The 25822-nt window shown below is 45.6% G+C and carries 15 protein-coding genes; 4 read left to right on the top strand and 11 right to left on the bottom strand.

What is annotated here, in order from left to right; genetic code table 11:
* Positions 1-68 precede the first annotated feature (68 nt).
* Positions 69-1682: a S8 family serine peptidase gene (locus ACO08K_RS28170; RefSeq protein ID WP_421799836.1), complete on the top strand. Its 1614-nt coding sequence runs from the start codon at positions 69-71 to the stop codon at positions 1680-1682.
* A 145-nt stretch (positions 1683-1827) separates the two neighbouring features.
* On the opposite strand, the gene ACO08K_RS28165 is transcribed toward ACO08K_RS28170, so the two are convergent.
* From ACO08K_RS28165 to ACO08K_RS28140, 6 genes are all read right to left on the bottom strand, one after another.
* Complete coding sequence (locus ACO08K_RS28165; protein WP_421799835.1) at positions 1828-5118, bottom strand: VCBS repeat-containing protein; 3291 nt, start codon at positions 5116-5118, stop codon at positions 1828-1830.
* 119 nt (positions 5119-5237) lie between these two features.
* Positions 5238-6782, bottom strand: coding sequence for a RagB/SusD family nutrient uptake outer membrane protein (locus tag ACO08K_RS28160; protein WP_421799834.1), 1545 nt, complete (start codon positions 6780-6782; stop codon positions 5238-5240).
* A gap of 62 nt (positions 6783-6844) precedes the next feature.
* Entirely contained in the window at positions 6845-10273 is a 3429-nt protein-coding gene (locus ACO08K_RS28155) for a TonB-dependent receptor (protein WP_421799833.1), read from the bottom strand.
* A 120-nt stretch (positions 10274-10393) separates the two neighbouring features.
* The gene (locus ACO08K_RS28150) at positions 10394-11416 is read right to left on the bottom strand and encodes a FecR family protein (protein WP_421799832.1); all 1023 of its coding nucleotides are present in this window, start codon (positions 11414-11416) and stop codon (positions 10394-10396) included.
* A gap of 21 nt (positions 11417-11437) precedes the next feature.
* A complete protein-coding gene (locus ACO08K_RS28145) occupies positions 11438-11992 on the bottom strand; it encodes an RNA polymerase sigma factor (RefSeq protein WP_421799831.1) in 555 nt (184 codons plus the stop codon).
* Positions 11993-12358: 366 nt separating this feature from the next.
* Positions 12359-13255, bottom strand: a complete 897-nt coding sequence (locus tag ACO08K_RS28140) for an alpha/beta fold hydrolase (protein ID WP_421799830.1) — start codon at positions 13253-13255, stop codon at positions 12359-12361.
* 1198 nt (positions 13256-14453) lie between these two features.
* Between ACO08K_RS28140 and ACO08K_RS28135 the strand changes: the two genes are divergently transcribed.
* Positions 14454-15212, top strand: coding sequence for a hypothetical protein (locus ACO08K_RS28135; protein ID WP_421799829.1), 759 nt, complete (start codon positions 14454-14456; stop codon positions 15210-15212).
* Between the two features lie 90 nt (positions 15213-15302).
* Here the strand turns inward: ACO08K_RS28135 and ACO08K_RS28130 are convergent, their stop codons facing one another.
* Positions 15303-15944, bottom strand: coding sequence for an START domain-containing protein (locus ACO08K_RS28130; RefSeq protein WP_421799828.1), 642 nt, complete (start codon positions 15942-15944; stop codon positions 15303-15305).
* An 820-nt stretch (positions 15945-16764) separates the two neighbouring features.
* Between ACO08K_RS28130 and ACO08K_RS28125 the strand changes: the two genes are divergently transcribed.
* The gene (locus ACO08K_RS28125) at positions 16765-17370 is read left to right on the top strand and encodes an REP-associated tyrosine transposase (RefSeq protein WP_421799827.1); all 606 of its coding nucleotides are present in this window, start codon (positions 16765-16767) and stop codon (positions 17368-17370) included.
* 155 nt (positions 17371-17525) lie between these two features.
* Here the strand turns inward: ACO08K_RS28125 and ACO08K_RS28120 are convergent, their stop codons facing one another.
* Both ACO08K_RS28120 and ACO08K_RS28115 read right to left on the bottom strand, forming a co-directional pair.
* Complete coding sequence (locus ACO08K_RS28120) at positions 17526-18866, bottom strand: hypothetical protein (protein ID WP_421799826.1); 1341 nt, start codon at positions 18864-18866, stop codon at positions 17526-17528.
* A 395-nt stretch (positions 18867-19261) separates the two neighbouring features.
* Complete coding sequence (locus ACO08K_RS28115) at positions 19262-19552, bottom strand: hypothetical protein (RefSeq protein ID WP_421799825.1); 291 nt, start codon at positions 19550-19552, stop codon at positions 19262-19264.
* A gap of 78 nt (positions 19553-19630) precedes the next feature.
* Here ACO08K_RS28115 and ACO08K_RS28110 point away from each other — a divergent pair, with 78 nt between their 5' ends.
* Positions 19631-21064: a HEPN domain-containing protein gene (locus ACO08K_RS28110; RefSeq protein WP_421799824.1), complete on the top strand. Its 1434-nt coding sequence runs from the start codon at positions 19631-19633 to the stop codon at positions 21062-21064.
* Between the two features lie 93 nt (positions 21065-21157).
* Here ACO08K_RS28110 and ACO08K_RS28105 read toward each other — a convergent pair whose 3' ends face one another.
* Positions 21158-22603: a hypothetical protein gene (locus ACO08K_RS28105; RefSeq protein ID WP_421799823.1), complete on the bottom strand. Its 1446-nt coding sequence runs from the start codon at positions 22601-22603 to the stop codon at positions 21158-21160.
* 449 nt (positions 22604-23052) lie between these two features.
* A complete protein-coding gene (locus tag ACO08K_RS28100; protein WP_421799822.1) occupies positions 23053-25743 on the bottom strand; it encodes a glycoside hydrolase family 2 TIM barrel-domain containing protein in 2691 nt (896 codons plus the stop codon).
* Between the last annotated feature and the right edge of the window lie 79 nt (positions 25744-25822).

Below are 25822 nucleotides of genomic sequence, written 5' to 3'. Positions count from 1 at the left end.
TGGCAAGGCTTTTGGATAATACCGCCCGGTACCTCCTCCCTGTATTAAAAAACCGCAAAAACATAGATATGGCAAGAAGACTAACACTTCTGCTGCCACTACTCTTGCTATTGCCTTTGCTGGGTTTTGCTCAGACAGAGCCAATCAAGGCCAGGGTATTGGTCAAGCTAAAAGAAACGACTACACCATCTCAATTTATGGTTGAATTTGCAACCCAAAGTCGGGCTGGTGGAGGGGTCTGGCTGGAAAAAGCCCTGAGCACCCGCTCCAACGTACACTTGATGATGTACGACTCTACCACCGTGACCGCGGAAGAGCTCCTGAAAGAGTTGCACCTGCAACCCGATGTGGAGGAGGTCACCTATGATTATTACGTGCAAAGCCGCACCGACCCCGACGACCCCAATTTGGATGAACAGTGGGGCCTGGCTACCATCGAAGCCCAAAAAGCCTGGGCCATCTCCACGGGTGGGGTTACCGCACGGGGAGATACGATTGTAGTGGCAGTATTGGACAGCGGATTTGACGTGGGCCACGAAGACCTGGCGGCCAACATCTGGACCAATCGGGGCGAAATTCCCAACGACAACAAGGACAACGACCGCAACGGCTACATTGACGATGTGCAAGGCTGGAATTTTATCCGCAACAGCAACAAACACCAGGTTGAACAACACGGGCAATCCGTAGCCGGCATCATTGGCGCGGTTGGCAACAACGGGATTGGGGTGACTGGCATCAACTGGCACATCAAAGTGATGGTGCTGGAGGCCCGACTGGTTTCAGAAATCATCTCGGCTTACGAATACATCATCGAGCAACGCGACCGCTATAACCGCTCTAAGGGTAAAGAAGGCGCATTTATCGTAGCCACCAATGCCTCGTTTGGCATCAACCGCCTCTTCTGCAAAGATCAGGTGATGTGGGGCGAGATGTACGACAAAATGGGCGATGTTGGCATCCTCACCGCCGCCGGTGCAGCCAACAACCCCTGGGACGTAGACGAAGTAGGCGATATGCCGACCACCTGCCCCAGTGAATACCTGCTCACGGTGCTCAATACCACGGAATTGGACCAGCGTTATGTGGGTTCAGCCTATGGCAAAACTTCGATTGACATGGGTGCGCCCGGGCAAAACTCCTTCACAACCAAACCCTTTGGAACTTACGGTAGTTTTCACGGGAATTCCGCGGCTGCGCCACACCTGGCCGGGTCAATTGCGTTGCTGTACAGTGTGCCCTGCAATGATTTTGCGCAAAAAACCTTGGTAGAGCCTTCAGAAACGGCATTACGGGTCAAAGAAGCCTTAATCAAGGGTTTGGATGAAGTGGCAGCCCTGAAGGAAATCACCGTAACCGGAGGCCGCCTGAATGTGTACCGAAGTATGGAGCACCTGCGCCAGGATTGTCGCACGGTGCCGGATGATTTTAAAGGGATGCTGATTTATCCAAACCCGACGCACTCCAGTATTACCCTTTCGGTGGATCAACCGGAGAAAACCCCTATCCAGATTCGGGTCTTAAACACTTTGGGACAGCCCATTTACCGCAAAGTGATGGATGTGATGTTCCCGGGAATACAACAGGATGTAATCTCGGTGGGCGACTGGCCGCGAGGGACTTACTTTTTGGAGGTGTTCATGGGGAAGGAGCGGAAAATTGCGAGGGTGGTGGTGAATTAAACATTACCCGATCTTGAAGCCATAACTTCTAAGGTGTTCTAAGGTGCCTAAGGTGGTTCAAATTAAATATTTCTTCACGGTACACTTGTTTTTGAACCACCTTAGGCACCTTAGAACACCTTAGAAGTATAACATTCCAGTGTTGTTAATTAATTTTTTGTACTAAAATCGGACCACCATTTATAGTGGTAAAAAACCGCTTTGTATCAATCCAATACGACCGCCGCGCATCCCCCGGAATATTCAAACCACTTTGCGCATTTGGCACAATAGTAAAGCCACCCTTACCATTCCCCTTCAACCACAGCCCCCGCGAAGCATCCTGCCGGCCCATATGCCCTTCATTGGCGTAAAAATTGCCCGTAGCCAGTGCATCCAAGTGCCCGTCTCCATCAATATCTTTTACCAGGAACCCAAAAATAGGCGATTGTTGAGCCAATAAAGGCAGAGGTTTGAGTACAAATTGCCCATTCCCCTGATTTTCGGCATAACAACTCCGCAACTCTTTAGCCTGAAGTGCTTGCGCATCGGCACGCTCTTTTTTGTTGAACAAGTCAGCAAAACCCACCTTCGCATAATCGGCGTACAAGGCGTATTTTCTACGAAACTGCACCATCTGTTGGTTGAGCGCATCGCGTGGCAGGGCGGGTACACACTTGCCTTGGATGAAATAGCCCATGATGGGGTCAACTTTGCCATCCTGATTAAAATCCTTGGCTAACATTTGGATGGGCTCGGTAGGGGAGGCCCGGTAAAAAGTATTCAAACCCTCGTTGCCCAACAACAAATCGGGGTCACCATCCTGGTCAAAATCACCGGTGGCCAGGCTGTTCCACCAGCCTTCGGAGTCGGGGGGAGTTTTGGCTACAAAGCGACCCTTTTGATTTTCCAATATTGTCAGCGGCATCCATTCACCGACTACCAGAAGGTCGAGGTCTTTGTCCTGATCCACATCGAGCGGGAGGGCATCACAGACGAGTCCTAATGTTTGTATAAAAGGTGCTACCTTCTGGCTCACATCCGTAAATTTACCCCGATCATTGCGCAGCAAATAACTGGCAGCCGGCATGGGGTAGGCCCCCGGGATTTGACGGCCCCCAATGAACACATCCAGGTCGCCATCGGCATCGTAATCAAAGGGGCGAACGGTTTGGCTGCTCACTGCGAGGGTGGGAAGTTGATTCGACTGGGTAAAACGAGCCTGCCCGTCATTGATCCAGAGGACGGGTTGATAGGCGGCTTTTGAGGTCAATGGCTGTTCGTTGCCTCCAGCCACCGCCAATATATCCTGATCCCCGTCCCCATCGGCGTCAAAAATGGTGAGGTCACCTATTTCAAACCCATTGGTATTTAAACCCGATTGTGGGGTAAAGGAGCCATTTTTTTGCTGAATAAAAACATTCCCGGGGCTAGCCGGGTAAGTGCCGCCCAAAACTACATCGTTCAAGCCATCGCCATTCAAATCGCCTACAGCTGCATGGGGGCCATTTTTGGACAGCATTTTGTGCAAGGCAAAGGTTTGGTTGAAATCGACGAAGTTGGACCCCTGGTGCTGGAAGGGGAGGAGTTGCGGGAGTGCTTCAAAGATTTTTGCAACTGGGGCGGTAGTTTTTACCTGTGGCTTGGCATCTGTTTGTTTAAAAGTCAAGGTCTGATTGGCGGCTACCTTGTAGCGGGTTTCCTGGAGGCCTTTACCCCAAAATACTTGCAAGGAGTCGATGGTTTTGTGGTTGCCCAAACCGATCAAAACACCCGTTTCAACCGTAGACAAGTAGCCTCGCACTGGGAAATGCTCGTACAATTGGGCCTTGCCTTGCGTCCAAACTTTCAGCGCCGCACCAATGCCCTTTTGGTTGCCCAGCGGCCCCTGAAAAGCGACTTTGAGGTAATTCTGTCCTTCCCGTTCCCTGCTTCGGTTTTTAAATACCGAGGCTTCAGCATCAACATTGTTGACAATCAAATCCAGGTCGCCGTCCTGATCCAGGTCGGCGTAAGTTGCCCCATTGGCGTAGGACAATTCGTCGAGGCCCCAGGCTTTGGCCACATTTTCAAAACCCAAATCGCCTTGGTTGCGGTACACACAATTGCGCAATTTTACCTCCGGGACTTGGGCCAGCAGTTTTTCCCGCACTTCGGCCCGACTGGCATCGCTGCCAAAATAGGTGGAACCCTGGTAATAATGGATAAAATCGAGGTCAGTGATGTTTTTGCGGTAGCCAGTGGTGATGAAGATGTCTTTGTGGCCATCCAGATCCAGGTCGCTGAGCAAGGTAGCCCAGCTCCAATCGGTTTTGGCCACACCCGCCAGCAGGCCCAGTTCGCTGAAGACGGGGCCATTCGCATCGTTCCCGGTATTGATTTGCAACATATTGCGCATGTACTGCAATTCATAGCCGTACTCGGGCGAAATGCTCAGTTCTTTTTTGTCGTAATCGTGTTTGCCCAACATTTGTTTTTGGCGGGCATTGTCTTCGGGCAACATGTCCAGTTGGAACAGGTCAATTTTGGCGTCGTTGTTCAGGTCAGCGGCGTCTATTCCCATTCCAAATTGGCTGGTATGGGCCATGGAGGTTTGGATGGTATTTTTAAAAGTCCCGTCACCCTGATTGAGGTACAGGATGTCGCTGCTCATGAAATCGTTGGAGCAATAAATGTCGGGGTAGCCGTCCTGGTTCAAGTCGGAAATGACCAGACCCAGGCCCAAGCCTTCGAAACGAATTCCAGCCTCGGCGGATACATCCACAAAAACAGGATGCCCATCTTTGCCAATTCCTTCATTGCGCAAGAGTTTGTCGGTAGAGGGGTAAAAGCCGTTGTTCATCTGCCGGCGCAAGGTGGTGGGGTTTTGCAGGTCGGGGGCAGTGTTGAGTAAAAAAGCGTCGAGGTCGCCATCCAGGTCGTAGTCAAAAAAGGCACTTTGGGTCGTAAATCCATCGTAGTCCAGTCCATAAGCCTGGGCAGATTCTACAAAACTGGGGTTACTGGTTTTTTGATTGATGAACAGCAGGTTACGCGAATTTTTCAAGCCAGGTCCTTGGGCTACGCTGAGGTAAATGTCGTCCCAGCCATCCTGGTTGATATCCACTATTGAAACCCCGCTGCACCAGCGATCGGTTTTTACCCCGGCTTTTTCAGTGATGGATTCAAATTTGAAATTGCCGCGGTTGAGGTACAACTCAGAACTAACCTGATTGCCAGTGAAAAAAAGATCGGGTAAGCCATCATGGTTAAAATCACCGACGCCTACACCGCCGCCATTGTAAAAATTGGTGAAGCTAAAGGCATTGAGGGTGGCATCAGGACTGAGCTGATTGTTGAAATGGATATTGGAGTGGGCAGGGGTGATTTTTTCAAAAAGTAAATCCGTTTTTTTGCAGCCAGGTAGGCCACAAATTGCGAGAACAAACAAGGATAGATGAAGGGTGCGTACTGACATAGGAAGCATTTATTTTTTAGCTCCACAAAAGTATTAAAAATCAATACCCCCCTTCCAGCACGGAAGGAGGGCATTGGTCAATAATGGTTCATTTGCTTATAGTTTATGCGAAACATCGCTTAGTAGCCAGGATTCTGATCCTTTTGCTCAATGTTTGGGTTATTGTCAATCTCGGTTTGTGGGATCGGTAATAACTCATGCTTGTTAGCTACAAAGAAAGAAATTGGTTCTGATTTGAGTTTTTTGTGCTTGCGCCAGCGCAGGATGTCAAAATTGCGCACCTGCTCAGCAGCCAATTCAACAAAACGCTCGTGTTGCAAGGCACGGAGGATTTCATCCTTGTTGTTGCAAGGGTAATTGGTCGTTGGATACGGTGGCATTTGTACCGAAGCACGGGCACGTACCTGGTTCATCAGGCTGATCGCAGCAGCGGAATTACCTGCTTCGTTCTCACATTCTGCCAACATCAGCAGTACGTCAGCATAACGCATGATGCGCATGTTGATGCCACTGGTGTAAAAACCATTGTCGATCTTGTACAGAACGGAGTATTTGCGCCAGCTGATTTTTACCGTTTTACCGTCTACCACGGAAGCATTGCCTTGTACCCGATCATCAGTCATGGTGCTGTTGCCATTGTTGAATTTGTCGCCGGGTTTCCAATAAGACATGTCGTAACGTGGATCATCTTTGGCATCCCCTTTGGAAGCTCTTTCGTAGTCGTTCAGAATCTTGTTGGAGGGGATCAGGTTGCGCCAGCCCACTGCGGAATACTCCTGCGTACGTACGGTTTCTTCCTGTACCGCCGTTCCGTCGCCATCTCCACCCCAGTTGTAAGCACCACCAGATGGAGCATATACCACTTCAAAAATAGATTCAGCGTTGAATTCACCTTCTTCATTGGTGAGGTCGAGGTAGTTGTCTACCAACTTGAACAAACCGGAGCTGACAATTTTTTGCAACTCAGTTTTGGCATTGTTGTAATCACCCAACTGCAGATAAGTACGAGCCAGGAGCATTTGTGCTGCATGTTTGGTTGCACGGCCCAGGTTGGCTGCACTGTAGGTGGCAGGCAAGGCAGTTTCAGCAGCTTTGAGGTCGCTAATGACCAGGTTGTACACATCTTGCTGGCTAGAACGCGCTTTAGAGCCTTCTACCGATTTTGCGTATTCAGTGTACAATGGAACACCACCCCACAAGGTAGCCAGTTCATAATAAGCCCAGGCGCGCAAAAACTTGGCTTCACCCACTACCCGGGTGCGCACTGCTTCACTGATGCCTGGCTTGGCCGCAGCACCAGCTTCGATCACAACGTTGGCACGGTGGACAACACGGAACCAACCGGTAAAAACGGCATTGGACACGGAGTTCCCTGCATCGTTTACTCCATTGAGCAATTGCGCCCGAGGAGTTTCCAACTGACCACCGCCAGTAGCCATTTCATCACCACGCAGGTCATGGGTGAAAAACCATTCGCGGGATACCAAACCGTTGTGCTGAACCAAGGCGTAAACTGCATTTACACCCGCAGTGATTTCAGCGTCATTGTTGAAGTAGGTATCCAGGGTTACCCCGTTGGGGTTGACTTTATTCAGCACCTCATCATTACAGCTGAAGGTAATTCCCAGGATCAGGATGCTGGTTAAAAAAGCAATTTTTTTCATAATGAATTGAGTTTATGATCAGGTGGAGATGGCTCCACCTGACTGTGCAAAGCATTATTTTTTTAGTTAAAGCCAAGGTTTACCCCGAACAACACAGTACGTGCTTGTGGGTATTGGCCAAAATCGATACCATTGTTGAGCAGGTTGTTGCCTCTTGAAGCTACTTCAGGGTCAAATCCAGAATACTTGGTGAAAGTCAACAAGTTTTGGCTGGAAACATACACCCGAACCCGGCTGATCACATTGTTGGTGACTTGCTTCAGGCTTTCGCTGGAGAAAGTATAACCAATGCTGATGTTTTTGATGCGCAGGTAAGAACCATCTTCAATGAAGCGGTCGGAAGTACGGGTATTCTGGTTGGGGTCCCCACTCACTGCACGAGGTACATCGGTATCGGTGTTTTGTGGCGTCCAGGCATCCAGTACGTCCGTAGTGGCGTTGAAGAGACGCAGCATACCCTGGCCAATCACTTTGACACCGTTGTAAATTTTATTGCCATTTACACCTTGGATGTAAACCGCAAAGTCAAAGTTTTTGTAGGTGCCGCCCCAGTTCAAACCATAGGAGAATTTAGGCAAATAGCTGCCCAGGAAAGTACGGTCAGTGCCGTCAATTTTTCCATCACCATTCAGGTCCTTGAAACGAATGTCTCCAGGAGCAGTGCTGGCGTTCTGATAGGGAGCATTGTCGTTACCCAGTGCATTGGCAGCAGCTACCTCAGCGGCACTTTGGAAGATGCCATCCACCTGCCAGCCATAGAATGACTGAATGGGGCGACCTGCCTGGGTGCGAGTGATGTCAAAACCACCAAAGTCGGCATTGTTACCAGAGTTGATGGTAGCGTTAGGAGTAGCAAGGCTCAAAACCTTGTTGCGAACCATGTCGAAAGTACCTGTCAAGCTCCAGTTGAAATCGGCACTGCGGTGGTTGTAACCCAAAGCGAGTTCAAAACCAGTGTTTTGCATGCTGCCTACGTTGGCCAGTGGGCTAGAAGAGAAACCCAGTGATTCAGGCAGTGGAACGCTCAACAGCAGACCATCCGTTTTACGCTTGTAGAACTCAGCACTGATGTCAAAACGACCTTGTGATAAAGACAGGTCAAAACCAATGTTGCTCATGGTCGTTTCTTCCCAGCTCAGGCCAGTGTTGCCCAAACGGTTGAAGTAAGAACCCAAGTTGGTAGTGGTGTTGCCAAATGGGTAAATGGTATTGTTGGCCGAAATGAGTGGTTGCCAATCATAATCACCAATGGCGTTGTAGCCCGTTTGACCAATACTGGCCCGCAATTTCAACGAAGTAATTGCTGTAATCGATTTCATGAATGATTCTTCACTAATGCGCCATCCCACCGATGCAGATGGGAAGATACCCCATTTGCGGCCTGGAGCGAATTTGGAAGAACCGTCCCGACGGATAGATGCACCCAACAAGTATTTCCCAGCGTAGTCGTAAGTCAAACGACCGACATAGGAAATCAAAGAGTTTTGCGACAGAGAAGAAGAACCGTTCGGGTTCGAAATCCCCTGCAATACCTGAATGTTGTTGTCAGGGCGCTGACCACTGGCTGAGATACCTTCTGACTTGGCATCCTGCTTTTCTGCTACCGCAATGATGTTGACATTGTGATTGCCAAAAGATTTATCAAAGGTCAACTGGTTGGTAAATACAGTAGAGAAGAAATTATTCCGGTTTTCAGACAGAGAAGCAATGACCCGGCTGCGGTTGCCATCGTTGTAGATGGGCAGGAAGCTGGTAAACTGGCTATTGGCAAAATCAGCACCTGCAACAAAGCGGTACTTCAGCCAATTGGTGAACTTCACTTCGGTGAAAAAAGTACCCAGCAGTTTTACCCCATTGTCGATCTGGTACCGTTGTTCCTGCTCGGCAATGCGCAGTGGGTTTTCAGGGTCAGTAGCGTCCAAACCTTGAGCAGTGGTACTGAAGCCACCAATTTTAGTTGGGTCACGTACTGGCCAGTAAGGGATCATCCGCATGATATTCTGGATCTGAGTACGGCCCCCACCGTCGCGCTCCAAACGACGCTTGTCCGTTGCTACCAACAGGGTTTGGCCCAGGGTCAACCACTTGGCCACTTTGTGATCCGAGTTGATGCGGAAACTTTGGCGCTGGTAATCGGTAACAGGCATGATCCCGTCCTGGCTGAAGTAGCCCAGAGAGGTATACACCCGGGATACGTCGTTGCCACCAGAGATCGACAACTGGTGATCCATAATCGGCGCAGAGCGGAACATCACATCTTGCCAATCCGTTTCGGTTTGGCCAAAAGTGGTACTTGCTCCGTCATAAACCGGGGTATTCAAGTTGGTAAAACGGCCTGGGACTGGCTGGTTGGAAGCAGTCAGCAGGGCAGTTCCGTAACGAATGTACTCGTCACGATTGAGTAAATCAAGGGTTTTCCATGCGGACTGTACACCATAGTAAGAATCCAGATTTACTTTCATCTTACCGACAGCTCCTTTTTTTGTTGTGATCAAAACAACTCCGTTGGCTGCTCTTGAGCCATAAATAGATGCCGCACTGGCATCTTTCAATACTTCCAAGGACTCAATATCCTTTGGATCGATGTTGTTTAAGCCGCCTGCAGGCACACCATCAATAACATACAATGGATTGGGGTTCAAACTGATCGAACCAATCCCCCGGATGCGGACGATCGGATCGGAACCAGGGCTACTGTTGTTGGTGATCGAAACACCGGGCACCCGACCCTGAATAGCCTGGGTCAAACTGATAACGGGCAGCGCCTTCAGGTCTTTTTGACTTACTGAAGATACAGCACCAGTCAAAGAAGATTTTTTCTGGGTACCATAACCTACCACGATTACTTCATCCAATACTTTACCTTCTTCCAGTACTACGTTCACCGTGGCCCGGCCATCAATGGCTACGCGCAGGGTGGTGTAGCCCACAAAGCTAAAGATCAGCGTGCCGTTGCGGGCATCATCGGCCAGATCCAAAGTGTACTTGCCATTGGCATCGGTGATCGCGCCCTGGGTGGTACCTTCCAGCACGACTGAAGCACCTACCATAGGCTCTCCGGCATTGTCGGTAACGGTTCCCTGTACCCTGAAATCAGGTTTTTGGGCGACGATCGGCTGGATTTTGGGCAAACTTTCCAAATCTGGCTGCTGTTCGTAACGCTCCAGGGGCGTTTTACTCAGCAAAATTTGTTTTGCACCAAAAACTTCGTAACGAATGGGCGTTTTTTTGAACACCCGGTCGAGGATTTTTTCCAGGCTTTCTTCCTCTGCCTGGATACTTACTTTTCTGTCGGCATCAATCTGTTTCGGTAAATAGGAAAAACGAACGTCGGCTTTCTTTTCAATCAGAAATAGTACCTCGCATAGTTTTTTGTCTTCTAGATTGAGACTAAGCTTTTGCAAAAGCACCTTCTGGGAAAAAGCAGGGTGAGCGTAACCCATACCCGCGAAAAGCCCAGCCAGAATGATTTGAGCAAGCGAGATTCTCATGAGCTGAAGCAATTTTTCACGGTGCAGTAGATTTTTTTTCATGCCTCTGATGTTGGTTAAGTTAATAAAAATTTGTGATAAGCAGCAAGTAATGTTTTGCTCGTGGCACAATGGCGACATTTATTGGCAGCCATTGCTGGATATAACTATTTGAGCGTCAACCATTTTAAAGGAAGCGCCTAGTAGCTTGCAAATGATAGATAATTTGTCGTGCAGGTTTTCATCGTCGAAAGAAGTGGTCATGGTGCAGTCGCTCATCACTACTTCATCGTAGATGATCTCCAGACCATAGGCGGTTTCAATGGCGTCAAAAACCTGGGCTATGGGCGCATCCACAAAACTGAGTTTTTCAACCTCCGCCTTGCTGATGACGAACTTGGGTGCTTCAACGATGGATTTGACAAGTCGATTTTCATCGCTGAGGTATTTCACCCGTTGGTTGGGGGTCAGGATCACGCTCGGCCGATCGGATGTTGAATTCGACTCGTTGGGTGCTTTTTTTTCGGCGTATACCGATACTTTCCCCGATAATACGTCGACTAAAACATTTTTTGAGTCTTCGGCATTTTTGATGTTGAAAGAGGTGCCCAATACTTCGGCGGTTAGTTTGCCTGCGTGGACGATAAAGGGTTTGTGGGGGTTTTTGGTAACATCAAAAAATGCTTCACCATGTAGGTGCAATTCTCTTTTGGTTTTATTGAAGTTCTTGTTGTAAACCAGGCTACTTCCAGGTTTTAGTACCACCAGCGAACCATCGGCCAGGGTGATTTTTTGATCGGAAAAAGTCGTGTTTTTGAGTTCAATTCCACGTTGAGCCACGGCAGGGCGGGTTTGATCGGCTGCCTCCGTTGGTGGTGGTGGCAATTCAAATTGGCTCAACCACACAAAAGCCAAAATCATCCCCACGGCAATGCCCATGATCCAGGTCATGCGGGTGATGCGGTCGGTGGAGTTGTGGTAAACCGCCTGACGGAGGTTTGACCAGATTCTTTTACCTATAGTTTGAGCTGCTTCATCAGGGGTATTGTGCTGATGAAACTCAGGCTGTGTGTCATACCAGGCTTGAATTTTTCGGTCCTCTTCGGCAGTGGTTTTTCCTTCAAGGTATCGTTTGGACAGTTCATTGAACTCCTTTTGAGTCATTTCAACATAGTTTAAGGTTTATCAATTCTCGGACTGATATGACTTTAAAGTGTCTTTCAAAAATTTTAGTGACTTGGTCAAGTGGTATTCCACCGCTTTTTCACTCAGGTTGAGGTGTTTGGCGATTTCCTTGACGGGTTGATTCTCATAGCGGCTAAGCCGAAACACTTCGGCACTTTTTTCGGGGAGTCGACTTAGGGCCTTTTCTATGGCGGAGGTCAGTTCCTTGAAGTTCAGGATTTGGTTGCCATCGGGGGATTCTTCCAGTTCCTTAAACAGCAGGTATTCCTGGTATTTGCGGTAACTGAGCTGGGATTTGAAGAAGGTGTAGACCTGGTTTTTGATGGCAACGGCGAGGTACAAATCGAGTCGTTTGATGACCACCTCCGTCCGGCGGTTCCACAAACTCAAAAAGAGTTCCTGCACCAATTCTTCGGCATCGGCTGCGCCTACCTGATGCGAAGCCCAGGTAAATGACTTGTACCAATAGCGTTGATAAATTTCTTCATACGCCATGATATTGCCTTCTTGCAGCAAGACGACCAGTTGTTTGTCGGTTAGCTCTTTTACGCCCATAGTTGTAATCCGATGGCTTGATTTGTAGCGCTCTCTTCTATTAAGTAAAATAAAGTGCCTGTATCCCTAAACGAAATGCAAGAAAAATTTCGTGGAATTGATTTTTTCTTTGGGAAAATTCCTAAAATGCTGAATTGGGTATTGATAATGTTGGGTTTAGGCGTTTTGAGAAAAAAAGGGATTTAAGTTTGAATACAAGGAGCGAATTGGATTTGGCTGCGCCAAATTTTTTATAACCGCGACGACACGACGGCGCGACGTTACGTGTGCTTCGCACACTTCGTCGCTCATTTGGCGCAGCCAAATGAATCGTCGCGCCGTCGTGTCGTCGCGGTTATAAAAAAAAGCAGCGAAGCTGCTTCTGCTTTATTTTTTAGTAATTTGGATCAATTTTAGCAGAGAGCTTTTCAACAAATCCGTTTGTGTCCACAACAAATCATGCTTGGAGCCCGGCACCAGGGTCAAACTCACCGAAGCGGCATTGACCAGGTTTTTGGCGGCAAAAGGTGCATTTTCCGGGAAAATCAAGGTGTCATCGATGCCCTGCAACAAAATGACCTTGCTGCGAATCCGGGGCCACAGTGGAACCATTTTTTCCAATTCGGCCTTATGAGAGAGTTTTTCGGCATTGGCGGTGCGGATCGAACCCGGAATAAAATTGCGCAAAGACCAATGGTGGGTAGGGTAGGAGATCCAATAGGTGGTTTCGGCACCGGGTTTGAGGGAAGCAGATTGCAACAGCAGTCCATCTACCAATTCGGGATAATCCATCGCCAATCGCGCTGCAACCGTGCCTCCATACGAGGAGCCATGTACGATGATCTGCTGGTGGAGGGCCCGTTTTTCCTGCAAAATGCCGGCAATAAGCGCCGCCTGTTTTTTGACCGAAGTTTCGGGATCGCCGTAGCCGGAATAGCCATAACCAGGGCGGTCCACCGCCATGAGTTTGGCCTGGGAGAGCAGGGTGCTGTCGCTCAGCATGTCCATCCAGAAGGAGGAAGAGGCGGGCGCGCCGTGGATGAACAGGATCAGGGGTTTGCTGGCGTCACCTACCTGTACGTAGCGCATCTCGCGCCCCCACTGCCGGAAATGGGTCACCTTGGGCACATAGGCAAAGGCGTTTTCGGCAAGTTTGCGCAGCATTGTTTCGTCGGTCAGCCTCACCTCTATGGTATCGTAGGTGTAGGCCAAAAATCCGAACAAAACCACCGAAGCGTAAAAACGCTTGCGGGAAAAAAGTGGGTACAGGTAACGATAGATCATGGCAACGTTTGGGTTAACATGAGTGAATATGGGTAGCGATGCAGTGTGGGCAAAGGACTAATTTGGAACACAGTCGGGCGTTTAAAAGTTGAGATTGGTGGATGGCTAGTCCCATGGATTGTGAACGCTGCTTTTCTTAGGTGCCCTTAGGTGTCTAAGGTGGTTCAAAATTTTTTTAGTTGTTTTAAATTGAACCACCTTAGACACCTAAGGGCACCTAAGAAAAGCCTACATTCAACATTAAAGTATTCATCCTTGTAGTTTCCAGTGTGAAATAATAGCAATTGAACACTGAAGCAGGTGGAAATACCTTCGTGATTTTTATCCCCTCACGCCGAAGGCGGGATGAAAATCCGTTTTAATCCGCTTTAATCCGTGTCATCCGTTCTCCCATTAATGTCGCTTTAGCAAAAAGAGGCGTAGCCTCAAAAGCGCGCAGCGCACATGCAACCACTCAACTTTTCCAAAATACATCGCTTTGCCCACAAAGTCAAGTGAGATTTTTTGGACTTTTTGATCGCCAGATTGCGCAAAAAATAAAAATAGAGTACATTTGCCGGGCAAACGCGAAAGGGCGTTTGATTTAAGTTTGATTTGGTCCCGTAGCTCAGCTGGATAGAGCAACTGACTTCAGCGTGCACTGCATAAGCTGCACAATAGGAGCCTTTGCAGGGAAAAGTAACCTGTAAAGTGAAGGCCGCTATATCGGGGAAACCTAAGTTCATCGCTACCAGGCATGAATATGGCAATCCCGAGGAAACCAATGACCCTTTGAAATGCCGACGGGCAGTAAAAGGTGAGGGTTCCGTAGAGACTATACGCGGCACGCCTGAAATGGCGGTGAGATAGTCCAGACCACAAAAACCAGCAATGGTTCGCGGTGAAAACCGTAGGGGTAAGCTAATCAGTAGGTCTCAGGTTCGAATCCTGACGGGATCACCACTTCTTTCCAAAAGCCTCATTCTTAAAGCTTCATTTAAGGGTGAGGCTTTTTTGTTGTAAAAATTGAGGTAAAATCGCATCTATCATTGCGCGGTAAAGTCGCGAATGCAGACAGGGGAGCACTAAAACTTTAATAAAGGAAAACAGAATAAATGGATTTCAATGGCTTAGACTTGGACGAGCGTGGTTTTACGCCAAATAATAACAAACACTTATATTTGCTGCTTATTCAAAACCCATAACCAATCCTATTTCCATGTCCACAACAGCAAATTTTGAGGTTTACCTCCAGGCCCTTGGCGGAAAATTTATTGGCCAGAATGCCTTTCTACCGCACCAAATCAAGGTCTCTATTTTCATCAATGGCATAGTGCACCCGCTGGCCTATTATTCGGGCAAGACCAATCCGCCGGATGATGGCGAAGTTGGCCCCACATATTTTGACGGCAGCTCCAGCGTAGTACCCATTCTGACCAATAACCCGACCAAGGCCGTGGTACCCGTCACGATCAACTACCTGACCCCACAGCCCGGCATCACCGTGGTCGCCAAAGGCAGTGCCGACCTGAACAACGCCAATGAAATCGCAGAACTGGTGGTAGAATACCCTATTCCGGGGCCAAAAGATACCTTCAAAACCCTGACGATCCGCCAGCCGATGCAACTCAACGCCTTTCAACTCCAGTACAAAACCACCGTGTTGATACCCGGCCTGCTCGTGCATACGCCCACGCTGAAGGACAATAAGCTTTCCGCAGTGGTCACCATGATGTGCGGCTGCAGGGTTTCCAACGGCTCTACTCCGCCCTATTGGTTGCCTGCTGATTTCAAGGTGCTGGCCCAGGTGGCGTATAAAAATCAGCCAAGCGTTCAGCTGCCTTTATCGCTTGTGCGCGAGGGCAATGCCTCTGAATTTGAAGGCACATTGACCAATACCACGGATATTGAGTCCATCACGGTGATCGCCAACCAGCAGAGCACTGGTAACTTTGGCACGAACCGCTTAAACTTTTAACCATCAATCCGCTGGCGCGAAGTTGCGCATTTATGATACTCTGCAAAAGCTGAGCGAAATGTCGTTTTGCTTAAGATCGTGCATGTTTTACTATTTCAAAAAAGCCACCTTTGCATTTTCGTATTTGGGCAAGAACTCTTTCAAATTTGCAATGCTTTTGATGGGGCCATCGTCGGCAGCCAGGTTGATCAGCCAATTTGGGATGTTCCCTCCGGGATCTGATTTGAGCTGATATTCCAGGCGTACTATACCATTTGGTAAAGGGGTATAGGTCCATTTGGATTCAATAATTTTAATCCGCACCACCCCGTCTTTTTCGGGGATTGCATTGTAAACGGATTTGCTTACGAACGTAACTTGTTTTGTATAGGGATTTTGTTGCATAGTGTAATGGACAATCATATCCCGATCAGAAAAAGGAAAGGGGAAATCGCTGTACATGTACAAATACCCTTCGGTTTCACTTACCTCTTTTACCTGAGAAGATTCTTTAAGGCGGTAAGCCCAGTTTTTTAGATTGGGAATGTCGCAGGCCATTGCGACCACTGCATTTAAACTGGCTTTGACTTCAGTCCGAAATTTTATTTCCAAAATACCGGAAGTGCTGTCTTTGCGTGTAAAAACCTGAATCCCATTGCGGTCATTGCGGAATTTCCAGGCGTTGTTTTGGGCGGACATGTGATAAGCGGATAAACTCGTTATCAGGCATACAAGCAGACTAAGGCGTTTCATTTTGGGTGTTTTTCAATACTGTGCAACGCCAAGTTTTGCGCATGTTTTTTTGGTATACAAGCACAAATCCTGACGAGTCGAAATAAAAATTAGATCCTTCAACTTAATATACGATATCAACTAAGGTTTGGTTTAATTGAACGATAGAATCTAAATGATTGATCCTGCTGGGGCAGATACCAAGGCGCAATGGGCACGACCTGCCTCAATTATTTTCATGCCTTCAGACACAAAAATATGCACTAGGGTCGCACCTTGACATTAATGGGAAGGCTTGAGGTAAATTGTATTAAATGAAGCTTACTTGATGCGCGAAATCCTAAGTCGGTAGCGCACATCCCAATAGTGCCCCCCGCTCGACCAACACTTCCTCATCAATCGCCAACATGAATCATCCCGAGTTTTTGGGATGACAAACCGCGGATGCGGTTGAACTTATCATAGCCCCGGACGACCGCAGGGTCGATCAGTTCTAGATTTGGAAGTAAAATCTGACATGGTAGAGACGTTGCATGCAACGTCTCTACAGTGTTTCGGGTAATACAACAATATTAATTCACCCCAAAATAAAGAAACCCAGGGCAAATAGACCTTTTGAAAAATAGAACTGATCGGCCCTGCGGTCGTCCGGGGCTATTCTAAATCCCGCTGGTCCAAGTCTTCCCCAATATTCCCCAGGCACAACGCTGGTGCAGTGTCTCATGACCTGCACCTATTATCCCCGCGTCTTCAAGACGCATAAGCATGCACACTCGCCCGAGAAAAGCACAAGCTCAATACGGGTATGTAGAAAAAACCATTATTTTAATGCAAAAACTTTATGCCTCGTTACCGCATCCTGGATCAGCATGGTTTGAATTACGTTACCTGTACGGTTGTGGGTTGGGTAGATGTATTCACTAGAAAAGCCTATCGAGACATCCTGCTTGAAAGCCTGGCCTATTGCCGAAAAGAAAAAGGACTGATCATTTGTGCCTACGTGATCATGAGCAATCACATCCACATGATTGTCAGAGCAGATGGTGAGTTAACCCTGTCGGAAGTACTTCGAGATTTTAAAAAATATACCTCCCGCCAGATTTTGGAAGCCATTGCAAAAGGAAACGAAAGCCGTAAGGAATGGATGTTGCATGTATTTCGATATTATGCTCGATTCCATGCCAATGGCCGAACCCACCAATTTTGGCTGCAAGACTACCATCCCATTGCCCTGGTTTCGCCCAAGGTGATTTGGCAAAAAGTAGACTACATTCATCAAAACCCGGTTCGGGCAGGATGGGTGGATAAAGCGGAAGAGTATCTGTACAGCAGTGCACGGAATTATGTGTTTGAAAATGAGGGATGTTTGCTGGAACTAGACTTACTGGAGCCGTATTTGCCGAGGAGCAGTTTTGTGTATCTGCCGGGGTTTGATGATCAATCGTGAAGGGGGATTGTTGGTCTTTTTTAGTATTTTGCATGCTCTTGCGTCTTGAAGACGCGGGGATAATAGGTGCAGGTCATGAGACACTGCACCAGCGTTTCAGCCTGGCGATTAATGTGGAAGACTCGGTCGAGCGGGTAAAATTTTGGCCGTTTCACTTAAAAAGGTAAGTCTTCATTTCCCTGAGCTTGTGTTGTTGAAGAAACAAAATTCGGATATTCGTCCAAATTTATTTTACCTTTATATTTCTCTTCTATGTATCTCATGACGAGGCTATTATCTGTGAATGCTGTGCTTCTTTTATGTAACCTAATATTATTTTCTGTTTTATTCAACAAGTTAGTGAAATTGTTGAGTGTAAAATGGTTTAGATACGGTTTGATCAATATTGCAAACATTATTTCTGCTTCTCTATAAATTCTGGAATGACCATAGACATGTACTAAAAAATCAATTAAATCCTCATGACCGTCAAATTCCTCAGTATCTCTTACTAGATAAGATAAATTTTTCATGTATGTATGAATCGAGGATGGATTTTTATCGTAATCTTGCCTCAAAACTTTGATGTGTTGCTTGAGATTTTCCTCCAAATACCAAGCTCTAACTTTGTAATCTGCTCTTATAGAAGCTTCTTGCCTTATGATTATTTTGGCATGTTCTTCTAGTAATGGGAAAATTTCGGGATAAATGCTAATAAAGCTGATTAAAAATTGGCAAGGCGGCCCTTTTTCAATTTTAGAAAAATAAGGTTTATCTTTTAAAATCAGTCCTAATAGCTCTTCCTTGTATTTTTTAAACATTACAAATAAAGCATTATAATTAATATCTCTGTTTTGGCTGCATTTTTCATCGATCAACCTAAATGTAAGCTTCCATATACTTTTGAAGACATGGTAAATTGTGCTTTTTGGGGCATTGTTAAGATATTTGCCAAGGATATACCTTTCAAATTCGATATTGTTATATTGAGGCGGAAAATACTCTCTCTTTTCCGAAATGTCATTTATTAACTCATTGAAAACGTCATTAGAAACCAATGGAGGTTTTGTTAATATATCTTCTAACATGTTTCTAAGATGAGCCCTTGTAGTTTCTTTATTTGGAGTATACAACTCATAGTTTTTATCCATAACAGGGTGAGCAGATAAATGTCTATGTTTTTGTAATAGTAGTACGTTTTCATGAGTAGATATCTCAAAAAATGTCGTTCTCTCAGAAATTTTTTTGATTAGTTCAACTTCCCAATCTGGAGATTTTGGATTTTTATTTTGAGTTTCTTCTACTTCATTCAATATTTTAATTGCTTTGTCGTCGTTATATATTTCTTTTAATTCTTGTAATTTATATACCAAGTCGCAAATGACAATTGTGTACAACATTACAATTGTTGCCCTGTAATTACCATTGTGATACGATTCTAAAATTTCCTTGAAATAGCCTTTTGTCTTGCTGTTGTATATATTTTCGGCTCCTATGTCAATTGAATAATTTTCCATCAATTTTATTTTTTAGTTGAGTTCAACATAATTTCTCTTAGCCAATTACTAATAGAACTAACATTATTTAGTTTTGATTAGCCTTCGGCTACATTCGAAAGACAAATCTAACCTTTTGGAAGGTAATTACAAGAAATTCTCATCATGACAGGACAAAGGTAGCGAAAACATTTTATTGGCCGATCCTCAGCCTCAGCCAGGTAGGATGTATGAGAGCTATTTCGTATTAGATAATGAACTTATTTTGGCCAGACTGGAATACAGAATTTTCTTAGCATCGTTGCTGTACTCCATAAATCGTAAAATATGCGCATCCCACAAGGTTTTGTCAGCATCGACAGTAGGGACATAAAGATATTCCTTGAAATTAGTGTTTTTGTTCTGGTAATACAAGATCAATGCGCAGGGCTTTGTTTGACCATCACGAAAAGCCCTCCAGCTACGACTTCTGCTTTCTCATTCCAGTTAACTGAGCCATTTGTTTGGGTTTCAGGATAAAGTTTGATAGAGTACCCTTTTTTCATGTCCAGGCCACTTTCTTGCTGGATTTTGTACCCTTTGGTTACATAATTGTATTCTTCTTGGGTGGTGCCTTGAGCGAAAGAGATTGAACAAAAGGCAATCAGGATCAGGGAAAGAAAGAATTTCATGGCGTTGAGTTTAAAGTAGTTGGGAAATGGATGCATGATAATTGTTTTTGGTTATTTTTGATCTGGTCGAAGATCAATGCACAGAATAAGGCCTACATTAAAATTGATTTTATAATGAATGATTCAGAAACATATTTAGGATGGTGGTGTATGGGAGATCGCCAAAATTTGGAAGATTGTGATTCCTACCCTGGAGAACTTACAATAGATAGCGACTCTACAATTACCTTGAAAATAATGGGTGAGCCTAAACAATTGCGAGATAATCTATGGAGTATTAATGATCAAGAGCCTTTTCCAGTAATTATCGGGGTTGGTAAAAGTAGTAAAACCAATAAAACTCATCAATTCTCTCTAATCAACAGCACAGTCACTGGTCACACATCTAGTGGCCTATCAGAAATGGTTATAAAATCCTCTTTTGTAATTATAGACCACCAGGTTGAGAACTTCAAAGATTTTAAGATCGGGCAAGTTTATTTACATTCTAAATTTTTGGAAGAATGGATCAATGTGTCTGGCTATAAACGAAACAGATTCGAAGAAGATAACGAGGTGTTCTCTGTTAATTTAGAGTATAAACTACCAGATGACATTCCCCTTTATAAAAATAAAGAATTAGAAATCAAAGTTACCTTTTTTGCTTCTGCACCATTTTATCCTTTATATAAAAATGTAACAATTTCAGAGTCAGCCTTTTTGTCGATCAAATTCATAAGAAGGCAGAATTTTTCCTATGTTCAAGAAATAATTGATGTGATTAACAATTTTTTTACTTTGGTCATTGGTGAACCTGTACCCATAGACATAATTTACATGAAAATTCATTCCCTAGAGCAACAAAAGAGAAAAAAAATCGAGAGCGAACCTAGATTTAGTTTAGTGAGAAAACAAGAAAGAAGATTCACCAGCCGAAGAAGCATCCATAATAGGGATATGCTTCTATCTCTATCAGAAATTCAGAATAAATGCCCTAATTTTTTAGGCCTTTGGATTGAAAATTATTCGAATTATCGACCTGCTTTAAATTTGTACTTTGGTAAGATTTATAGTAAAGCACAGTACGTAGAAAATGCCTTTCTCGATATAGTTTTTTCAATTGAGGTGTTTCATAGAGTTCTAAACCCTACATTTCATGGTAAAGGCCTAAAGTATCTCAAGACGATCAGTAGCATATTAGGGAAGCTCAAAAAGAATGAGGCTGAATGGCTAAAAACGAGACTTTCAAAAAGGAACGAGACCACTCTACTTAATCGATTTGAGGATATCCATGAGAATTTGAAACCTATAACGAAAAAGGTATTTCGAAATCCAGTGAAGGCTTTCGAAAAAATTGTAACGACAAGAAACTATTTAGTGCATTATGAAGTGGACCCAAAACGGAAACAAAAAGTGATTCCTTCGGATCAGCTGTATAAGTACACCAATAAGTTGACGGTTGTTTTTCAAGCATATTTACTTTATAATTTGACAAAAGATATGAATTTGATAGTAGATAGAATAGGAAAACCTATTACAAATGCAATTTTTATGAATTACAAAGAATGAATATATTGATTTATATGTTTTCGCCATATGATCGACTGACTGAGCATACAAAATCAGGCTCGACAGATATGATAACCCCTATTAATAAGGTATTTACCTGGGTACTAGGTTGTAGTGAATAGCGTAATATTGAAGTTTTTCCATTATATATGATGATATCTTAGATGCTTTACAGTTTTTAGAGCTTAAATGATGAAACTCTAAGTATTTTTCCTCGCCATTGACAACTATTATTGCATCTGTATATAAATTTTGATCGCCTTGATCTACTTCTAGCTTTTCCTTATCTTTTTCATAAGAGCTAAGTGAGTCACTTACTAAGTCGCATATTGCTTTATTAATTTCCTTGTGATTTGTCGCAGATAATAGTTGAATTCTATCATAAGAATTAGTTGTAGCATCACCTACTTTTCCTTTTCGAGTTGATGTCATTTCATTTGTAGTCGTTCCTTCTAAGTATTTGTAAAAGTCAGATGCTTTCAATGTAACTTTAGCATTTGATAAATTTTCTTGTAAGCCTTCATCAGCAGATATTTTTTTTAAATTAGAATTGCCAAAGTGAAGACATGAGTATGCCACAACACTTGGCCCAACTGTTGTTAATCTTACATTGAAAAGTGATATAATATAGGCTAAATGTTGTTCTGGGCTGCTCAGCCGGGTTGACCAAAATTTACCTGATCTAGACCTTGGCGAGTAATTTATAAGTTCTTCAGCCTTAACAACTAATGATCCTGCTCTTCTTAACCTATTGGCTTCTCCTACGACCTCGACTCCACTTGACACAACAAAAACAATTTCTGGTAATCTGTAATCAGTTTTTACATCAAACACTCTTTCTACCATAACGTCTCGGATATTCCCTAGGAAATCCCCAATTACTTCTCCTTCTTCAATATATTGATCTACAGCATCTTGAGGCAAAGAAATATCATCAAGAGTGAGGTCTAATCTAATTAAAATTCGTTCTAAGGCCGAGTTCCATTCGGTTTTTGGAAGTCCACTTATTATAAGATCACTACCCCTAGGGACAAAATTAGAACCACCTATTTTGTGCGCTGTTTCTTTAATGGTTGTTTGCCAATCTTGGTCAGTAGTAGGCCAACAAAATAAAACGTCTTTTCTTTTTCTTAGAAGCTGATTTAGGCCTGTAAGGAATTGGCTTAGACCAACCTCATCATCATTTATTTCACGGCCATCAAATAACACTAAGAGCTTCTTTTTGTTTTGCTTTGGTATGTTGTTATTTAGCCAATAAATGACATCTCTTAAAGGTATATCAGAGGGGATGTTAAATACTGAATTAAACAACTCTTTCATAAAAATTGATGCCGCATAAATGGACGTAGTTTTTCCAACTCCTGAATTACCTAAAATGAACGTAAGAATTCCTCCATTCTGAAAAGTAGTTTTGTCCGCGATTTTCTTAATCGCTGTTAAGTCAGTTTCTACTGGCAATAACAAAGGGGTATAGTTTTCAAATAATTGCGATGAAAGGACGCTCTCAAACCTATTGGGAATTATCAATTCATTATTCATAAAATTGAGTTATTTGATTAAAATTCATCGCTATTTTGCATCTTATTTTAAGCTAAGTACTTTCCATCGATTTAGGCATTTAGCACAAAATTAAGATCAAAAACAAAATTAATGATAAAACACAACAATTGCAACTTTTGTCACCTATAACTTTTGTTTATAATGCATGATCTCACATTAGGACACCTGATAGCAAGAAAAAAAGTGATTATATTAACCTATATGCTTTAGTAAATTTGCCCGCGCATAACATTCCCAAACAATCAACATGGCCAAGAACAGCCGCACAATTCCCCCCCTTGGCCCATCTACCCAGCAATTCCCCAGCTTGCCTTTGCCGTGTGGCCCAAATCCAGCATTAAGGAGTGCCTAAAACTCCCAGGGTACAAAAAAAACTCCACTCCATCGTTTACAAGATGCCAGCTGTCGCGGGAAAACCTAACCCCCCCTCACCGCAACTTCCTCAACTGAATGCCATTCAGCACTGCTTCGCCAAGACGAGATTTGAACGTAACCTGCACGCCTTCCTGTCCAGCTACGCTGACCAAGCACTTGATGGCCACGGCTTGATCCGTCTGGAGGGTTTCGCTGTTGCTCAGACCCGAAACCACCACCTGGCCATTGATCAACACATCGAAGCTGCGGGCTTTGAACTCGTCGCGTGGGCCACCCCGTGAGCCGACATTAAACGCAATGTCGTTGCCGGTGTTTTTCGATAACAATTCGGCAAAGTGGAGCGTCAATTCGTAATCGCCGGGCGGCACATCGAATCTAAACCCTTCAATGCCGGTTCGTTGGGTTTGGTAAATCGGATCCAATTCGGTGCCGAGAATATTCCGGCTGCCACCAAAACCAACCCGCGAATTGTTCGCCATCACAAACTGCTTGCCGCCTACGTACCCCCAGCTACCCGCCTGGTAGGCTTGCTCGGGGAGCCAGTTTTGCCCTGTTTTGTCATCGAAGAACAGCCGTGAATCACCCAGGCTGACATTCAGTTCCGTGAAGGGCAGTTTGGCATTTTTCAGTTGCCGTGGGAGCAGGTCGAACACAATATCAGCCTGGTCGCTAATGGTGGTACCCGCCACCGCAGCGGTTGCCACCAGCCGATTGAGCCCAGGCCTGAATGGAACCTTGAACTGAGCGATGCCCTGTTTGGTTGGGGCACTGCCGATTGGCTTACCATTCAGCGTCAGCGTAACTGTTGGCTGGTTGGCAAACACCTCAACAGGCTGCGTACAAACCAAACTCGTTTCTGAGTCGGCAATGCCACTGCGGCGATTCCACTCTTTTGCGCCCACCTGGATATAAGGCGTTTTGACCAAATTGGCCTTGTAAAACCGATACGGGTCTTTTTCCCGACGGTCGTAGGTCATAATGCCCTTTGGGTTGATGTTGGGGAGGGTTTCGGCTCGAACTGCCGTGTTGAATTCGTTCAAGTTCCAGACCATCCCGGCGGCGACAAATGGGCGCTCGAGGATGGCTTTGAGTGAGGCCTGATGGTAAGCCATGGTGTATTCTACCGATTTATCAAACCGAAGGGGCGTAGCACTGCGTATCCGGTTGTCGGCATCGGCACCGTATTCGGTAACCAACACGGGCTTGTCGGGTAGTTCGCGGTGGTGTTTATCCAGAAACTTGCCGAACTCATCGAATGTACCGTAGTACCAGCCGAAGTAAAGATTCCAGCCAACGAGTTTCGGGATTTTGGTTAGCCCAACTTTGTTGTACACCTCCCAGGCATTGTGGTTCGGAATGAGCGTGTAGCGTGCTGAATCTTCCTGTCGCGCCATGTTTTCCAGTTCTTGAGCCAAGCCTGCCAGATGCGACAGGTACATTTTCTGCCGGGTGGAGTCATTGCCAAACGGAACCCGCAGCAGCATTTCGTTCATGTACGACCAGATAATCACACTGGGGTGATTGTAATGCTGAAGGATGACTTCGCGGTGTTGCTGTTTGGCACTGGCGGCAAACGCTTCGGAGTCGGTAAAGCCCATGACGGGTGTTTCTACCGAAGCCAAAATACCCAATCGGTCGCAGGCTTGCAGAATGGCAGGGTCTTGTGGGTAGTGTGCCACGCGCAGAAAGTTGCCGCCCATGTCTTTGAGCAGTTCCACATCGCGCACGTGCATGGCATCGGACAGGGCGTTGCCCATACCTGGATAGTCCTGATGGCGACTGGTGCCCATCAGCTTGAGCGACTTGCCATTGAGGAAAAAGCCCGTGTTGGGGTCGAAGCGGAACCAGCGAAACCCAAGGGGGTTGCTCACTTCATCGAGCAGTTGCCCCGTCGTAGCATCGGCAAGGGAAGACACAATCCGATAGAGGTAGGGGTCTTCAGGGGACCAAAGTCGCTGCCCGCGAATGTTTTTTATGGTCTGTATAAAATCAAATTTCTGCCCCGCAGCTGCGCTAAAGGAACCTTTTTCCTCCGCCAGTAGGCTTCCATCGGGTTTCAGAATGCGGTGGCTGATGCTTAGTTTGCGCTCCGTGTTGGTCTGGTTTACAAACGCGCCTTTGATTTGCACGGTGGCTTGGGTGGCACTGACCTGTGGCGTAGTAACAAACACGCCATTGGTAGCGTGATTGTCGGCATCGAAGTGAACGTGGTTCAAAACGTTGAGGTACACATCTCGATACAGTCCTCCGAAGATATTGAAATCGCCCATGGTAGGCGGTAAGTTGTCGTCGTGGCTGTTGTTCACCCGAACCACCAGTTCATTGGCACGGTTGCCCTCGGCGGCAAAATTGAGGAATGAGCGGATGGGGAATGAAAAAAAGGTGTAGCCCCCGGCATGTTTTCCGACCGATTTGCCATTGATAAAGGCCTCGGCGGTCTGCCCTGCGCCTTCAAAATGGAGATAGATGTCTTTGTCTTTCCAATCGGCGGGGATAAACAGCGTCTTTTTATACCAGCCATCGCCCCGGTAGTAGCCTGGCTCGTCGTCGAGTACGTCCTGGGTGTTCCAGGTATGCGGAATAGACACTGGTTTCCAGTTGCTTCCAGCTGCTTTTTGGGTGGTGTCACCTTTACAGAAAAGCCAGTTGCTGTTGATGGTGCTTGATAAACGGGACTGTGCTTGTAGGTTTGACAGCAAAAAAAGTCCCAACATGCTGAGCGAAAAAATGGACCTAAATACCATATCCAGAGGTTGATTGTTGTAACAAAATTGTCAAAATTGGCGAACTGCCGAGGTAATTTATGGAAGATATTAGATTACA

The organism is Haliscomenobacter sp. (genome assembly GCF_965225875.1).
Taxonomy (GTDB): domain Bacteria; phylum Bacteroidota; class Bacteroidia; order Chitinophagales; family Saprospiraceae; genus Haliscomenobacter.
This window is presented reverse-complemented; position numbering and strand designations above follow the sequence as displayed.

Coding starts and splice junctions, on each gene's coding strand:
- ACO08K_RS28170 (WP_421799836.1), top strand. CDS start 69: ATGGCAAGAAGACTAACACTTCTGCTGCCACTACTCTTGCTATTGCCT.
- ACO08K_RS28165 (WP_421799835.1), bottom strand. CDS start 5,118: ATGTCAGTACGCACCCTTCATCTATCCTTGTTTGTTCTCGCAATTTGT.
- ACO08K_RS28160 (WP_421799834.1), bottom strand. CDS start 6,782: ATGAAAAAAATTGCTTTTTTAACCAGCATCCTGATCCTGGGAATTACC.
- ACO08K_RS28155 (WP_421799833.1), bottom strand. CDS start 10,273: ATGAGAATCTCGCTTGCTCAAATCATTCTGGCTGGGCTTTTCGCGGGT.
- ACO08K_RS28150 (WP_421799832.1), bottom strand. CDS start 11,416: ATGACTCAAAAGGAGTTCAATGAACTGTCCAAACGATACCTTGAAGGA.
- ACO08K_RS28145 (WP_421799831.1), bottom strand. CDS start 11,992: ATGGGCGTAAAAGAGCTAACCGACAAACAACTGGTCGTCTTGCTGCAA.
- ACO08K_RS28140 (WP_421799830.1), bottom strand. CDS start 13,255: ATGATCTATCGTTACCTGTACCCACTTTTTTCCCGCAAGCGTTTTTAC.
- ACO08K_RS28135 (WP_421799829.1), top strand. CDS start 14,454: ATGTCCACAACAGCAAATTTTGAGGTTTACCTCCAGGCCCTTGGCGGA.
- ACO08K_RS28130 (WP_421799828.1), bottom strand. CDS start 15,944: ATGAAACGCCTTAGTCTGCTTGTATGCCTGATAACGAGTTTATCCGCT.
- ACO08K_RS28125 (WP_421799827.1), top strand. CDS start 16,765: ATGCCTCGTTACCGCATCCTGGATCAGCATGGTTTGAATTACGTTACC.
- ACO08K_RS28120 (WP_421799826.1), bottom strand. CDS start 18,866: ATGGAAAATTATTCAATTGACATAGGAGCCGAAAATATATACAACAGC.
- ACO08K_RS28115 (WP_421799825.1), bottom strand. CDS start 19,552: ATGCATCCATTTCCCAACTACTTTAAACTCAACGCCATGAAATTCTTT.
- ACO08K_RS28110 (WP_421799824.1), top strand. CDS start 19,631: ATGAATGATTCAGAAACATATTTAGGATGGTGGTGTATGGGAGATCGC.
- ACO08K_RS28105 (WP_421799823.1), bottom strand. CDS start 22,603: ATGAATAATGAATTGATAATTCCCAATAGGTTTGAGAGCGTCCTTTCA.
- ACO08K_RS28100 (WP_421799822.1), bottom strand. CDS start 25,743: ATGGTATTTAGGTCCATTTTTTCGCTCAGCATGTTGGGACTTTTTTTG.